We start from the raw sequence: 15153 nt of genomic DNA on the forward strand, positions 1-15153 counted from the left end.
CCAGGCAGCACTCAGACCAAGGCCATCTTATGACCTCTGACCCAGAAAACAGCCCTTCCCGTGCGCGTCCGCAACTGAGCGTATTGCGGGATGTTGCGATCGTGGCCACGCTAATGGTGCTTGGCCTCTATGCAGGGGCAAACTTTCTGGTGCCGTTGACCATGGCGTTACTGGTCAACGTGCTGATCCTGGCCCTTAGCGACCGGGTCATTGCAGTGACGCGGGTGCCAATCTGGTTGGCGAATGTCGCGGGAGTAACAGTTGTATTGGCCGGTTTGTTCATGATCATGTACATTCTGGGCAGTCAGGCCACGCAGTTTGCACGCTCGATCAACACCTACGAAAGCCAGTTTGACGGGGCTGTTCATAGAATTACCGGGTTGGTCGGCAACGATGTCACAAGTTTTATCCGAGACAATCTGGTCAGCATCGATATGTCCTATGTCGCTCGGATATTGCTGGGCAGTGCCACATCGCTGCTTAACCAGTTCTTCCTTATAAGCCTCTATGTCGCCTTTCTGATGGCCGAGCGGTTGGCCTTTCGCAAGAAAATCCAGCTTGCCGCCGGCAACCCGCGGCTGGGGGCTGACCTGGCCTTGGTTCTGGATGCGATTTCGTACAGCCTGCAGCGATATGTCGGCGTGAAAACCTTTATCAGTCTGATCACCGCCACCATCAGCTACGCCGTATTCAAAGCGCTGGGTCTGGAATATGCTGAAACCTGGGCCGTGCTGACTTTCGCCCTGAATTTCATCCCGTCAATCGGTTCGATCATCGCCGTCATCTTTCCCGCAATGATCGCTCTGGTTCAGTTTGAGACGATCGGGCCATTTCTCGTGATCGTTCTGGGGTGCGGCACACTACAGTTTCTAATCGGCAACTTTCTAGATCCGGCCATGCTAGGCCGATCGCTGAACATGTCGACGTTCCTAGTGATTTTGGCGTTGACCTTCTGGACCACGGTCTGGGGTCTGATCGGAGCGTTCCTGAGTGTGCCTTTGACCGTCTGCATCCTGATCATCTTCAGCCACATCCCCGCGCTGCGCCCTGTCGCGATCTTGATGTCTTTGGATGGAAGGCTCGGTGAGGATGATCGGTCGTCAACAGAACATTCTGCTTGAAAGTCCGTCAACTTTGACAGCTAGCGACGAGGGCGCGTCGATCTTTCAACCTCAGCCGACCATACCCGCCTTCGATCAAGTCTAATTCGATAAGCCTGTGTAATGCTCGGTGAAGCGTTGGCGCAGAGACTGCAATCATAGCCGCCAGCTCTTCCTGCGAAACCGGTATCCAACCCTCTGCATCGGATGTCACCTCATCCAGATGCAGCAACCTCAGAACCAGCCGTTTCTCGGTGCCGGTCACCGCAAGATTGGCAACGATACGTAGGGCTTTTTGCATGTTTTCATGACTTAAGGCGTAGAAATCCCGAACAAAGTCAGGAGAATCCTGCACTAAGCGTTCTAACCGCGGGGCCGGAAAGAAAAGCGTCTCGGTTGGCCGAGTCGCCACCACGCTGATCAGCCGATGCGCAGTCGCAAACAACGCGAGATCGCCGATCCAAAAGCCACGTCCCTCTTGGTGTATGACAAATTCCTGACCGTCATCTGCGGGGACGGTGATCTTAACACTACCATCCAATACAGCGTGAATCCCGTTGGCGGGATCACCCTGGACAAACAAAGCTTCGTCAGCACCGTAAGTTCGGCGCACGGCGCTGCGCATCAGAGCATCCTGAAAGGCGGGAGATCTGGTTTTGAACCAGGAACTTTCCTGCAGCGCGTCTAGATCAGTTTCAATTAATGCCATCTATATATTTAAACTTCATCATATGATAAATTTCAATCAGGCTCACTGGCCTACATTACTTACACACGAATCCCGCAATCTGGCTATTTTCGCGGGATATCCAATGCTTAACGACTGCAACTAATCCTATTCTGGACACAAGTCTCAGATAGTTCACAGGGACAAATTGTCCACAAGTTCAGGAGTAAAACATGTTAACTACAACCCGGTTCTTGGAAAGCTGGCGTATCGGACTGCGCCGTACCGCAGCAGCGTCGATTGCCGTTCTGGTCGCACTGCCCGCATGGGCGCAGGATCAAAAACCCAACATTCTGGTCATTTGGGGCGATGACATCGGCCAATCCAACATTTCGGCCTACACAATGGGCCTTATGGGATACCAGACCCCCAATATCGACAGGGTCGCCGATGAAGGCATGATCTTCACCGATTATTATGGCGAGCAATCCTGCACAGCTGGCCGCTCATCTTACATCATGGGCCAATCGGTGTTCCGGACTGGACTGTCCAAGGTTGGCTTGCCTGGCGCTAAAGAAGGGATGCAGATCGAAGACCCCACGATTGCAGGGTTGCTTAAGGATCATGGGTACGTGACCGGCCAGTTTGGCAAGAACCACCTGGGCGACAGGGATGAGCACCTGCCGACAAATCACGGATTTGATGAGTTTTTTGGGAATCTCTATCACCTCAATGCCGAAGAAGAACCCGAGCATGAAGATTATCCCGGGGACGCGGTTTTGCCCGACGGGCGCACGTTCCGCGAGGCCTATGGTCCGCGCGGTGTGATCAAGTCCAGCGCAGGTGGCCCCATCGAAGACACCGGTCCACTGACACGCAAACGCATGGAAACGGTGGATCAGGAAACCCTGGAAGCTGCCGTTGAGTTCATTCGTGAGGCCAACCAGAACGGCACACCATTCTATGTCTGGTGGAATGGCACACGCATGCATTTCCGCACCCATGTCGGGGAAGATATGCGCGAAACAGCCAACGAAATCCTAGGTAGTCCGGCCGATGAGTACACGGCGGGCATGATCGAACATGACATTCAGGTCGGCCAACTGCTTGATCTGCTGGACGAACTCGGCATCGCCGACAACACGATCGTTCATTACTCCACCGATAACGGCCCGCATTACAACACATGGCCGGATGCCGCTTCGACACCGTTCTGGGGCGAAAAGAACACCAACTGGGAAGGCGGCTGGCGCGTACCATCCATGGTGCGTTGGCCCGGCAAGATCGAAGCGGGTTCGATCTCGAACGAAATCGTGCATCACATGGACTGGCTGCCCACCTATCTGGCGGTCGCTGGCGACCCCGAAATCAAGGAAAAGCTGAAAGCCGGCTATTCCTCACCTGCCATGGGTCGCGACTACAAAGTGCATCTGGATGGCTACAACATCTTGCCACTGCTGACCGGTGAGACCACTGAAAGCCCCCGCCGTGAAATCTTTTATTTCACGGATGACGGCGACCTGTCCGCTTTGCGCTTTGACGACTGGAAGCTGATCTTTTTGGAGCAAAAAGCATGGGCCACCCTGCGCGCATGGATGGAACCATTTACAGAACTGCGCGTGCCGATCATCGTGAATTTGCGCCGCGACCCTTATGAGCGTGGATACCGCACATCCAACACATACTACGACTGGATGATCGACCGGGTGTATTTCCTAGTACCGGCGCAGCAATATGTGGCGAGTTTCCTGAGTACTTTCCAAGAATTCCCACCACGTCAGAAGGCGGCCAGCTTCAGCCTTGATCAGGTGATGCAGAAATTGGCCACACCAACTTCGAACTAGAAAACAAGACAGGGGCCGCCGTAAAGCGCGGCCCCTTTTTCCAGTATCAGAGGCTATTACATGAGATTTCTCAAACTCACGGCATTTATAGCCACCGTCCCCCTAGTGGCGTTCGCAGACCCCCTGCCCAGCTGGACCGACTCGGCATCAAAACAGCAGATCATCGACTTTGTTGACGCGGTCAGCGACCCGGCGAATGAATTCTATGTCACTCCCGCCGATCGGATTGCGGTGTTTGACAATGACGGCACGCTCTGGGCTGAACAACCGGTCTATTTTCAGTTCATATTTGCCATGGACCAACTGGCAGAGCTTGCTAAACAAGACCCATCGATCTTATCGACCCCAGCGTTGAAAGCGGCTGCTGAGGGTGATCTGAAAACCATTCTGGAAGGCGGGCACGACGCTCTGATCGAAGTGGTCAACGCATCGCATTCCGGCAGCAGCGTTGAAGTATTTCAGGCGTCGGTGGCCGATTGGCTGGACACTGCACGACATCCCGAGACCGATCTGCCCTACGACCAGATGACCTATCAGCCGATGGTCGAGCTGTTGCGCTATCTGCGGGATGAGGATTTCAAAACTTATATCGTTTCAGGCGGAGGCCTGCATTTCATGCGTGTCTTCGCCGAACAGGCATATGGCATCCCGCCCGAACAGATTCTGGGCACCTATGGTGAGACCACGTATGACAATGTGGACGGCACGCCTGTAATCAACAAGGCCCCCGGCATCGCCTTCATCGATGATAAAGAAGGCAAACCTATCAATATCGAGCGCACCATTGGCAAGCGCCCCATATTTGCCGGGGGAAACTCGGACGGGGATTTTGCCATGCTAGAATGGACCACCGCAGGCGACGGGCCACGGCTGGGCGTTTTGATCCATCACACTGATTCGGATCGCGAATGGGCCTACGACCGCGAAAGCCCGATTGGACGGCTAGTCGATGGGTTGGACAAAGGCCCGGATATGGGATGGGTCATTGTTGATATGGCCAACGACTGGTCCCGCATCTACACTGGGGCAAACTAAGCAACCCGGATCGCTGCGCCCCGATGTGGACATTACTCGTCTCGTTTTTTCTGTTTTCACTCTATTGCGTAGCGGTCGTCTTTGCAGTTCGCGCTGCGCAGACTGCACGCACACCTCAAGGCGCGGTAGGCTGGGTTGTGTTCCTACTGTCGGCCCCGATGTTTGGCGTGCCGCTGTATCTATTCCTCGGTCACCATCGGTTCAGAGGATACCGGATCGCTCGGCAAGAAAGTGAGCGCGTCGTCGAAGGGATCAAGACCTTTGCCGATTTCTCGAAACCCGACCCTCAGACGATGCGAGTCAATCCTCGCGCGTTTGAAGCGTTGGCCCATTTGCCCGTCTCACGTGGTAATGGAGCCGAGCTGCTGATCGACGGCAAAGCTACGTTTGATGCCATTCTCGACGCCATAGATAAGGCCGAGAATTACGTTCTGATCCAGTTCTACATCGTCCGGGATGATGATCTTGGGCGAAGGGTGCGGGACCGGCTAATCGCCGCGGTCAAGCGTGGCGTACATGTTCGGTTCATGACCGACGCGGTGGGTAGCTATGGCCTGCCGTCCAGCTATTTTGAGACGCTGCGCCAGGCCGGTGTGGATGTTGCAGATCCCCGCGAACAACGCGGGCCCAATTTCCGGTTTCAACTGAACTATCGCAACCACCGAAAAACTGTGATCGTGGATGGCGATGTCGGCTTTATCGGTGGTCACAACATCGGCGTTGAATACTTGGGGCAAAGCCCTCGGTTCGGTCGCTGGCGGGACACGCATATCAAGATGACCGGCCACGTAGTACGGCAACTGCAATTGATTTTTACCGAGGATTGGCACTGGGCGCGCAACGAAGATCTGATCGACCAACTCGATTGGGCTGGAAATGAATCTGATCAGGACATGAATGCGCTGCTGGTGGCAACGGGCCCGGGCGACGAAACAGAAACCGGCGCAATGATGTTCTTTGCGGCCATCACTGAGGCGAAAGAACGGCTTTGGATCGCCTCGCCCTATTTTGTGCCCGACATCGACATCATGACCGCGCTACAGCACGCGGCGTTGCGTGGTGTGGATGTACGAATACTCGTGCCGGATGTCATCGACCATCGTCTGCCCTGGCTGGCCGCTTTTGCCTATTTCGACGAAATCCGAGACTGTGGCGCCCGGGTGTTTCGCTATACCGACGGCTTCATGCATCAAAAAGCGTTTGTTGTAGACGATACCTTGGCCGCCGTTGGCACCACCAATCTGGACAACCGATCCTTTCGCCTGAACTTTGAGGCGATGGCCCTGTTCTTTGACCGTCGCGCAGCAGAGGCCGTCGCCGCAATGCTGGAAACCGATTTTGAAGCAAGTTACGAATTGACCCGCGATTTGCCCCAGCAACCGTTCCACATCCGTTTTGGTGCGCCGCTTGCACGGCTGTTTGCACCGATCCTCTAGTTCAGGAACCGTTCTTCAAAGACCCGCGTCATGAGGGCCACCAGGAACGCGGTCGACAGCCCAAAGGCCAGTAGGCCCGTGACCGATGCAAACGCTCCGAAGATGCGCAGCCCTTCGCCCAAGACGATGTCGCCGTAACCCAGCGTCGTGAACGTCACCAATGAGAAATAGAGGGCCGAATTCCAATCCGGCAGCACATCACCCCACACCCAGACAATCGCCCAGATCCAGACCTGAACCGTATGGGTCAGCACGATAAACACCAGCGCCACGCTGATCGGGCCTGCGGTTGCAAGGATAGTGCTGTGCGTCTCCCATTTCGCAACCAGTTTTCGGATGACCAGAACGCACCATGTCAGCAGCATGATTTCGATCAGAAAACAAATACCCAGATAGAAGCTGCCCCAAATGATTTGTTGCGACAATGTCATGTAAACGGCCTTTGTTCTGATCGCTGAAAACTGTGCCAGCATGGGGGTTTCGCGCGTTGCCGACAACCCCATGCGATGCGTAAGGCTGCGGCGAATAGAACCGATCTCGGCTCTGGACACTGGCGCGCCGCGTTGCACATTGTGACGGGACCAGATGAGAGTTTGCATGTTGCTATCAATTGATCACGTTCGAAAATCCTATCCCGGTGGGCGACCTGTCCTGACCGATGTTTCATTGACGCTGGAACAGGGGCAGACCTTGGCGCTGACCGGAGAAAGTGGCAGTGGCAAAAGCACATTATTGCATCTGGTGGCGGCGCTGGATGGGTTTGATGGCGGAGAGATTACTCTGGACGGGCGCGCCATGTCGGCCCTGAATGATGCGGAACGCGCCGAATTGCGTCGCGGCACCCTGTCTCTGGTCTTTCAGCAGTTCAACCTGATCCCGTCGCTGACCGTTGCCCAGAACCTCTCGATCCATGCGCGACTTGCGGGTCGGAACGACCCGGATTGGGTTGTCCACCTGACCGAGCGCCTTGGCCTGAGAGAACTGCAAGACCGCTACCCCGAGAACCTTTCGGGCGGACAGCAGCAGCGGGTTGCCATCGGACGCGCCATGGCGATCCGACCACGATTGCTGCTAGCGGATGAGCCGACGGGCAATCTGGACGAAACAGCAAGTGCGGTGGTGCTGGACCTGATGCTTTCATTGGTTGCCGATACCGGCGCTGCGCTCCTGCTGGTCACCCACTCGAATGACATCGCCAGCCGTCTCGACCGGCGTGCCCACCTGACGGGCGGGCATATCGCATGACACGCGCTGCGGTCCTGGCGCTGGTGTCCCATTGGCGGATGCACCCATTGCAATTGATGACGCTTCTGACGGGTATCGCGCTGGCAACTTGTCTGTGGTCGGCCGTGCAAGCCATCAATGCCGAAGCGCGCGCGAGCTATGAACGCGCCAGCACCCAGCTTGCCATCGGACAATTCGACGAACTGCGCGCCTCCGGTCCCACGATCCCTCTTTCCCGCTACGCCGAGCTCAGGCGCGCAGGTTGGCAAGTGGCGGCCGTCTTAGAAGGCAGGCTGCGCATCAAGGGCCGTTCCGTACGTCTGATGGGGGTGGATTTGGTGGCCTACCCTGTCCTACCCGCGATCACCCAGATCGAGCAAGGCGCGGATGCCCCCGACCCCGCTGATATGCTGACAGCTCCGGGGCGGCTGCTGATGTCACCCGCCCTGGCCCCGCTGTTTCAATCTAACGACAAATTCCCACCGGTGCTTTCCAGCACCGCGCTGCCACCTGATCTGGTGCTCACCGATATTGGAGTGGCCGAGCGTCTTCTGAACCGTCCCGGTCAGATTTCCCGTCTGGTGATCTTGCCCAATCAGCCCCGTGGTGTCCCGTCTCTGTCAGAACTTGCGCCTGAACTTCAACGCATTAGCCCCTCGGCCCAGTTGGATACCGCGCAGCTTACCGACAGCTTTCACCTGAACCTCTCAGCTTTCGGCTTGCTGTCTTTCGCCGTCGGCCTGTTCATCGTTCACGGAACGGTCGGCCTCGCCTTCGCGCAGAGGCGTGGCACTATCCGTACATTAAGGGCGTTGGGCCTTCCCATGCGGGGCCTGATCTGGATCGTTCTGGGTGAATTGCTTCTCTTGGCCCTGATCGGTGGCCTGTTCGGGTTAATCCTGGGGTATTTTCTGGCTGGAGCCTTGTTGCCTGATGTCGCCGCCACGTTGCGCGGCCTCTACGGGGCAACAATCGACGGGCAGATGTCATTACGCCCCCAATGGGTCGCCGCAGGTCTTGCGATGGCAATAGGCGGCACGTTGGCGGCCAGTGGCCACGCTCTTTGGCGACTTTCGCGCATGCCCATCCTCGCAGGGCCGGGCTTACAAGCTTGGCGTGGCAGTAAAGCCTCGGCCCAGATTACGGGCGCGTGTGGCCTAGCCCTGCTAGCAGTGGGCTTTATCGCATATTTCACAATCGGCGGACTTATCGCAGGGTTTGCCTTGCTTGCCGGGATGCTGACCGGAGCGGCCTTGTTGCTGCCGCTCGCACTGTCAGGGATATTGACCTTGTGCCTGCGCCGGGCCCGCACGCCTGTTGGTCAATGGGTGCTCGCGGACATGCGGGCGCAATTGCCCGGTCTGTCACTTGCGCTGATGGCCTTGCTGCTAGCGCTCGCCGCGAATATCGGCGTGGGCACAATGGTTTCAAGCTTCCGCCTCACCTTTACTGGCTGGCTCGATCAACGGCTGACCTCCGAACTTTACGTGACCGCAGCCGACAATGCACAAGGCGCAGCCCTTATCGATTGGCTCGCCCCAAGGGCGTCAGCTGTCCTACCCATTCGCAGCACCGAATTGCCGCACGAGACCGGGCCGTTGTTTCTGTACGGGATTGTTGATCACGATAGCTATCGCAACAACTGGCCACTGATCGCCAAGGATCCCGACGTCTGGGACAACGTCCTGTATCGCGGCGCCGTACTCATCAACGAGCAACTCGCACGACGCGCGGATCTGTGGCCCGGAGATACCGTCGCGATCACACCCGAGCACAGCTTGCCGATTGCAGGTGTCTATTCCGACTACGGGAACCCGACAGGTCAGGCCATCGTCGCAATGCCGATGCTGGATCAGATTGCCCCGGATACGGATACACGCCGCTTTGGCATTCGCATCGCACCGGATCAGGCCTCGGAGCTGGCACAGGCGTTGCGTGACCAATTTGACCTGCCTCCATCGGCAGTTGTGCAGCAGGCCGCTATGAAAGCGCAATCGATGGCTGTTTTTGAAAAAACTTTCGTCGTCACCTCAGCGCTGAATGTGCTGACACTGGGCGTTGCGGGGTTCGCGATACTCACCAGTTTGCTGACATTGTGGACCCAGCGCCTGCCTCAGGTCGCACCGGTCTGGGCGCTGGGTCTAACGCGCGCGCAACTGGCCAAGCTAGAGCTTCTGCGCAGTGTCCTGCTTGCGGTGATGACTGCTTGCTTTGCCCTTCCATTGGGCCTTGTATTGGCATGGGTGCTGCTGGCCGTGATCAACGTGCAGGCCTTCGGATGGCGCTTGCCCATGTATTTGTTCCCAACTGATTGGCTGAGCTTATTCCTGCTGACTCTGGTTGCCGCCGTGCTCGCAGCAGCCCTACCCGCATTACGATTGCTCCGCCTGCCACCTGCTGCGCTGTTGAGGGTTTTTGCCAATGAACGTTAAAGCCTTCATTCTGTTCATCCTCCTTCCAATTACCGGTTGGGCGCAGGGTTATGCCGGGTTGGGCGGCAATGCGGATGGCTTTACGCGTCCTGAACCGGACTACAGCTTTCAGTTTCCGCAAGATCACGGCGCCCATCCGGATTATCGGATTGAATGGTGGTATCTGACGGCAAACCTCAAAGACGCAGAGGGTCGCGACTATGGCATACAATGGACCCTGTTCCGATCGGCCCTGAAACCGTCCGAGGCTGACGGCTGGCAAAACCCACAGATCTGGATGGGCCATGCCGCGCTCACAACGCCAGAAATACACTATTTCGCCGAACGACTCTCTCGCGGCGGTGTTGGACAGGCTGGCGTTACGGCCCAACCGTTTGAGGCATGGATCGATGAATGGCACATGCGCGGCGATGATTTGGAAACCCTCAGCCTGACAGCAAACGGATCAGACTTTGGGTATGATCTGACTCTAAAGGCCCAAGGCCCATTGGTGTTTCACGGGGCCGAGGGGTATTCGGTGAAATCCGCCGATGGTCAGGCAAGCTACTACTATTCACAACCCTTCTACTCGGTCGAGGGCACGCTCCACCTGCCCAACGAAGATGTCGAAGTCGCCGGCCAGGGTTGGCTGGATCGCGAATGGTCTTCGCAACCCTTGGCCGAAGATCAAAGCGGCTGGGACTGGTTCTCGCTCAGCTTTGACGACGGTGACAAGCTGATGGCCTTCCGCCTACGCGGGGATCGAGGGGATTTCACGGCCGCTACGTGGATTGAGCCTGATGGGCAAACGACCCCCCTACCTGACGGCTCAGTCCTGCTAGAACCCCTTGAAACCGCCCGCGTGGCACAACGTGACGTTCCGATCAAATGGCAGGTGTCGTTGCCGGATCGCGGGATCGATGTTGAAGTCGATGCCATAAGCCCGAAAGCCTGGATGGGAACCCGGTTCGAATACTGGGAAGGCCCAATCACCATCACAGGTAGCCACACAGGGCGCGGATATCTTGAGATGACGGGGTATTGAAGTTGAAATTTCGTGTTCTTTCAAGCTAGCGGATGTCCCCAAACGGGGTCAGAGCTTGCTTTTCAGGGTCATGCAATACCCAGCGCCCACTTATTCAAATTCGAGACCATGTGGAAATCCAGTTCCCACTCCTGGTCATATTCAGAGGCACAAGAAACAACACGCCGAGCCGTCCCACACATCATAGTGATGTTCCCGAGCTGCCTGCAAGGTTTTGCTGGTATTTGATATCGGAGCTGACGATCTGTTTAACGACACTAAACCTCGTCGTATCACAACATATTCGACTATCCTGAGTGCGGTAAACACCGGTCAGGATTGCACATATTTTTAATCGATGGGCGGAGAGAGAATCAGAAAAATCGCTTTGTCATAACACGTTAACAAAACAAAAAAGGAATGGGCAGAAGACTTGCAATAGCTGTCTGGTCTGAGCGAGGCGCAAGCCGAACACTTTTCCATTTCGCTCATGCGGTTGTGCGGAAAATTGAAAAATTCGATCAAATCCACTAGTGTTCAAAACACGGCAATTTCGCCCGTTTCAATAAAACTATTTTTAACTAATCGAATTCGGGCGTTGCCTGTTACACACACTTATTTGAAAGGAATTGAAAATGGCTAATGGCGTTGAAGTGAGCCGCGAAGAGATCGAAGCCTATTTGAACTCACTCGATCTAGGGCAACCAGAACAGGTAAAAGGTATCGATTTTTGCGATGCGTGGCCTGTGGTACGAGTGGTTCTGGAAAAGATCAAAGAAAAGGCGAACGGTGCAACCAAATTTATCATCAAGTGGATCATTGAATTACTTGATGCCTATTACGAGCAAAAGTGTAGCTAACGCTCTGCCCGCTGCGTTCTAAGCAGCGGGTCCCACCCACAGGTCAATTACAAAGCCGCCATCTCGCGCGACTGGGCATCAGAACTATTAAGAATTGCTGGATGTGACTACTTCAGAGCTCCGCGATTTCGTGGACAATGGCGCGTTGCCTCAACCAATATCGCACTGGCGGGATCGAGCGCTGGAACGCGCGGGATTAGCACCCATTCTGAATACCGAAACCGACCGTCCAGAAAATGTTATGGAAGTGTGAAATATCTGCCTAAACCTAGAATTGTGAAGCCACGGCTTGTCCAGAAATGGAGATATGACCCGTGTATTCAAAGAAAACTCGTTGATGAATCAAAACAGTTCAAAACAGATGTCCCAAAAAGAAAAAACAGCGAGCGGGTTACCCTAACTCACTGTTTTTACTTTGGTACCCAAGGCCGGACTCGAACCGGCACGGTATCACTACCGGGGGATTTTGAATCCCCTGCGTCTACCATTCCGCCACTTGGGCCACGAACACTGGATTAGCGCCCTACCGAGAGAAGGTCCAGAGGCAAAAAACAACCACTGCTCTGAATGTTTCATCGAAGGAGGTTGACGGTCAGTCGGGTGCATGGTTTGGCTTGCCGCAGCGGTTACCAGGATACTTATTCTTCATGTTGCGATCCCTTTATGACTGGACCATTCGTCTGGCCGAACATCCTCATGCGCTCTGGGCGCTGGCTGTTGTGGCTTTTGTCGAAAGTTCGTTTTTTCCGATCCCACCCGATGTTTTGATGATTCCCATGATCCTTGCGCGCCCGTCGCGGGCCTGGCTGATCGCGACGGTCGCCTTGGTTGCCTCGGTGCTTGGTGGGATATTGGGTTATGCAATTGGGGCATTCTTTTACGAAAGCCTTGGGCAGCCTGTTCTGGAAGCCATGGGCAAAGCCCACGCAATGGAAGAATTTAATACCCGCTTCAATGATTTCGGCTTCTGGGCCGTGCTGGCGGCTGGTGTGACGCCTTTCCCATATAAGGTCATTACCATCATGTCGGGCTGGACCGGGATGCCGATTGGGACGTTCATAGCCACCTCGATCCTGGCGCGCGCCTTGCGCTTCTTTCTTGTGGCAGGGCTGCTGTGGAAATTTGGGGAACCAATCCGTGACTTCATCGAAAAACGGTTGGGTTTGATGTTTACCCTATTCATAATCCTACTGTTTGGCGGCTTTCTTGTGGTGAAATACTTATGACGCGCAAAAGACTTCTGGTTCTGGTTGCCGCATCCGGCTCAGCCGCGTTGCTACTTGGGGCTTGGGGCTTTCAGTACATCGGTGGGCTCGCGCCGTGCGAAATGTGCATCTGGCAGCGGTATCCTCATGGTGTCGCAGTGATTCTTGGTGCTCTAGCCTTTGCCTTCCCGGGCGTCCGCCCCCTGCCTCTACTAGGCGCTCTGGCCGCGGCCACAACGGCGGGAATAGGGTTTTACCATGCTGGGGTCGAGCAAGGCAGGTGGGAGGGCCCATCGACCTGCACATCTGGTGATATCGGTGGTCTGAGTGCCGAAGAGTTAATGGATCAGATCATGTCCGCCCCGCTCGTGCGTTGCGATGACATCCCGTGGGAGATATTCGGGATTTCCATGGCGGGCTGGAATGGATTGATTTCGACGGGTCTGGTCCTGATCTGGATAGCAGCCTGGCGCGCGCGCTAGGGTTTATAGCTGATCCAGTTCGGCATCCCAGTAGAGGAAGTCGATCCAGCTTTCGTGCAGATGGTTCGGGGGGAACTTCCGACCGATATTGCGCAAAGCCTCAGCATCCGGCTGACGCGGCGGTTTATTCAGTGACATTCTGGCCTGTCGCAGGGATTTTGAGCCCTTGCGCAGATTGCACGGGCTGCACGCTGCAACGACATTCTGCCAACTTGTGACCCCGCCCGCAGCGCGCGGTACAACATGATCAAAGGTCAGGTTTTCACGGCTGCCGCAGTACTGGCATTTGAATTCGTCCCGCAAAAATAAATTAAAGCGCGTGAAGGCCACGCGCTTTCTGGGTTTTACATAGTCTTTCAGGACAACGACCGAGGGTATTCGGATCTCGGTACTGGGACTGCGGACAACCTCGTCATATTCCGCAACAATATCCACCCTGTCCAGCCAGGCAGCTTTGATCGCCTCCTGCCACGGCCATAAAGACAACGGGTAGTAGGAAAGAGGTCTGTAATCGGCGTTCAAAACCAATGCCGGATGATGCTTGAGCGCACCGGTTTCCCTGACAAATTCGGTCCTGAAGTCTCCGTCCATAACAGAATCGCTCCTCGCTCTGTACTGCCCGTTTGTGACATCAGAGCGGGGAACACCCGCCCCGGCCTTAAGTTAACTATATATCGTGTTAAATCTCTGACAAGTGCCGAGTTCACACAACATCTCGGGTATTGGTTAGGCCGAATACGTAACAGATAAGTGACACTTATCCACAGGTTGCGCAGATGTGGTCTGCAAGCTATGGCGGGGCATGTCCTGGTTCATCCGTTTCAACAAGCCTTACGATGTATTGCCGCAGTTCACCGACCGCGCCAATTCTGACTCGCCCCGTAGCACGCTGTCGGAATTCATCGACCTGCCCGGTGTCTATCCTGCGGGACGCTTGGACCGGGATAGCGAGGGTTTGATGCTGCTGACTGATAATGGGCGATTGCAGGCGCAGATATCAGACCCCAAGCACAAGATGCCTAAGACATACTGGGTTCAGGTCGAAGGCATTCCCGATACAGCGGCACTAAAGGCGTTGCGGGAAGGTGTTGAACTTAAGGATGGTTTGACGCGCCTCGCCAAGGCGCGGCTGATTGACGAACCCGAATGGCTGTGGGCACGCACCCCGCCGATCCGGGTTCGCCAAACGGTGCCAGACAGTTGGGTTGAACTGACGATTAAAGAGGGCCGCAACCGTCAGGTTCGCCGGATGACAGCCGCAGTCGGGCACCCAACTCTGCGCCTGATCCGAGCCCGTGTTGGAGATTGGTCTTTGGACGGCCTTGACCCCGGTCAGTGGGAAAGCCTGCCGATGCCAGCTGTTGACGCAGCACCGTCGCGCAAGCGGGACCGCCGCCCGCGCCGGTGACAAAAACTGCGTGATGTGATAGGCTTAGGGCATGAAGGTAACACCGGATATCCCTGCCCCGTCTGCCATCCTGGAAGCCGCGCTGTATGTCGACGATCTAGATGCGGCCGAGGATTTCTATGGTCAGATATTGGGGCTAGAGAAAATCCAGCGCGTCACCGACCGCCATGTGTTCTATCGAATCGGCGGGTCCGTCCTGTTGCTGTTCAATGCCAGCGAAACCGAGAAACCGCCAGGAAACCCCGATCTGCCGGTCCCACCGCATGGCGCGCGCGGTCCCAGCCATGTTTGCCTTGTCCTAACCCGAGATGAAATCACTGTGATGCGCAAACATCTGTTGGACTGGAACATCCCTGTCGATGCCGAGTTCGACTGGCCCAACGGAGCCCGGTCGCTCTATGTACGAGACCCTGCAGGCAATTCGGTCGAATTCTCGGAAGGAAGACTTTGGGAGTGA

Annotated in this window: 15 protein-coding genes and 1 tRNA gene; 12 read left to right on the plus strand and 4 right to left on the minus strand. The window is 55.8% G+C overall.

All coding sequences use genetic code 11. From position 1 onward, the window contains the following. Positions 1-29 precede the first annotated feature (29 nt). A complete protein-coding gene (locus ACR0JG_RS11300; RefSeq protein WP_170393011.1) occupies positions 30-1121 on the plus strand; it encodes an AI-2E family transporter in 1092 nt (363 codons plus the stop codon). A gap of 7 nt (positions 1122-1128) precedes the next feature. On the opposite strand, the gene ACR0JG_RS11305 is transcribed toward ACR0JG_RS11300, so the two are convergent. After that, on the minus strand, positions 1129-1809 hold the full coding sequence (locus ACR0JG_RS11305; RefSeq protein WP_170510220.1) for a Crp/Fnr family transcriptional regulator: 681 nt from the start codon (positions 1807-1809) through the stop codon (positions 1129-1131). 191 nt (positions 1810-2000) lie between these two features. Here ACR0JG_RS11305 and ACR0JG_RS11310 point away from each other — a divergent pair, with 191 nt between their 5' ends. From ACR0JG_RS11310 to cls, 3 genes are read left to right on the plus strand one after another with little or no spacing between them, the layout of a single operon-like run. Continuing rightward, positions 2001-3611, plus strand: a complete 1611-nt coding sequence (locus ACR0JG_RS11310; RefSeq protein ID WP_480569785.1) for an arylsulfatase — start codon at positions 2001-2003, stop codon at positions 3609-3611. A 60-nt stretch (positions 3612-3671) separates the two neighbouring features. Next, the gene (locus tag ACR0JG_RS11315; protein ID WP_170625874.1) at positions 3672-4646 is read left to right on the plus strand and encodes an HAD family hydrolase; all 975 of its coding nucleotides are present in this window, start codon (positions 3672-3674) and stop codon (positions 4644-4646) included. Positions 4647-4669: 23 nt separating this feature from the next. After that, positions 4670-6082 carry a cardiolipin synthase gene (gene cls, locus ACR0JG_RS11320; protein WP_480569788.1) on the plus strand — a complete coding sequence of 471 codons (1413 nt, stop codon included), beginning with the start codon at positions 4670-4672 and terminating at the stop codon, positions 6080-6082. On the opposite strand, the gene ACR0JG_RS11325 is transcribed toward cls, so the two are convergent. After that, positions 6079-6681, minus strand: a complete 603-nt coding sequence (locus tag ACR0JG_RS11325) for a potassium channel family protein (RefSeq protein ID WP_480569791.1) — start codon at positions 6679-6681, stop codon at positions 6079-6081. The genes cls and ACR0JG_RS11325 overlap by 4 nt on opposite strands. Between ACR0JG_RS11325 and ACR0JG_RS11330 the strand changes: the two genes are divergently transcribed. The 4 genes from ACR0JG_RS11330 to ACR0JG_RS11345 all read left to right on the plus strand — a co-directional run bounded on the left by ACR0JG_RS11330 (position 6680) and on the right by ACR0JG_RS11345 (position 11601). Next, the gene (locus ACR0JG_RS11330; protein WP_170625872.1) at positions 6680-7327 is read left to right on the plus strand and encodes an ABC transporter ATP-binding protein; all 648 of its coding nucleotides are present in this window, start codon (positions 6680-6682) and stop codon (positions 7325-7327) included. The genes ACR0JG_RS11325 and ACR0JG_RS11330 overlap by 2 nt on opposite strands. Then, positions 7324-9738 carry an ABC transporter permease gene (locus tag ACR0JG_RS11335; RefSeq protein WP_480569794.1) on the plus strand — a complete coding sequence of 805 codons (2415 nt, stop codon included), beginning with the start codon at positions 7324-7326 and terminating at the stop codon, positions 9736-9738. Before ACR0JG_RS11330 ends, ACR0JG_RS11335 begins: the two co-directional genes overlap by 4 nt. Further along, complete coding sequence (locus ACR0JG_RS11340) at positions 9728-10762, plus strand: lipocalin-like domain-containing protein (protein WP_480569797.1); 1035 nt, start codon at positions 9728-9730, stop codon at positions 10760-10762. The genes ACR0JG_RS11335 and ACR0JG_RS11340 overlap by 11 nt, the downstream gene beginning before the upstream one ends. 614 nt (positions 10763-11376) lie before the next feature. After that, on the plus strand, positions 11377-11601 hold the full coding sequence (locus ACR0JG_RS11345) for a hypothetical protein (protein WP_170393004.1): 225 nt from the start codon (positions 11377-11379) through the stop codon (positions 11599-11601). A 416-nt stretch (positions 11602-12017) separates the two neighbouring features. Here ACR0JG_RS11345 and ACR0JG_RS11350 read toward each other — a convergent pair. Further along, positions 12018-12103: transfer RNA gene (locus ACR0JG_RS11350), tRNA-Leu, on the minus strand. Positions 12104-12248: 145 nt separating this feature from the next. Between ACR0JG_RS11350 and ACR0JG_RS11355 the strand changes: the two genes are divergently transcribed. Then, on the plus strand, positions 12249-12827 hold the full coding sequence (locus tag ACR0JG_RS11355) for a YqaA family protein (RefSeq protein ID WP_170393003.1): 579 nt from the start codon (positions 12249-12251) through the stop codon (positions 12825-12827). Continuing rightward, positions 12824-13288 (plus strand): disulfide bond formation protein B, encoded by a 465-nt coding sequence (locus ACR0JG_RS11360; RefSeq protein WP_480569800.1) that lies wholly within the window; start codon positions 12824-12826, stop codon positions 13286-13288. The genes ACR0JG_RS11355 and ACR0JG_RS11360 overlap by 4 nt, the downstream gene beginning before the upstream one ends. 3 nt (positions 13289-13291) lie before the next feature. Here ACR0JG_RS11360 and ACR0JG_RS11365 read toward each other — a convergent pair whose 3' ends face one another. Beyond that, positions 13292-13879: an HNH endonuclease gene (locus tag ACR0JG_RS11365; protein ID WP_170405905.1), complete on the minus strand. Its 588-nt coding sequence runs from the start codon at positions 13877-13879 to the stop codon at positions 13292-13294. Between the two features lie 211 nt (positions 13880-14090). Between ACR0JG_RS11365 and ACR0JG_RS11370 the strand changes: the two genes are divergently transcribed. Together ACR0JG_RS11370 and ACR0JG_RS11375 are read left to right on the plus strand one after the other, a co-directional pair. Beyond that, a complete protein-coding gene (locus ACR0JG_RS11370) occupies positions 14091-14696 on the plus strand; it encodes an rRNA large subunit pseudouridine synthase E (RefSeq protein WP_480569803.1) in 606 nt (201 codons plus the stop codon). 31 nt (positions 14697-14727) lie between these two features. Beyond that, a complete protein-coding gene (locus tag ACR0JG_RS11375) occupies positions 14728-15153 on the plus strand; it encodes a VOC family protein (protein WP_170405910.1) in 426 nt (141 codons plus the stop codon).

It is taken from the genome of Ruegeria sp. AD5 (assembly GCF_056542345.1).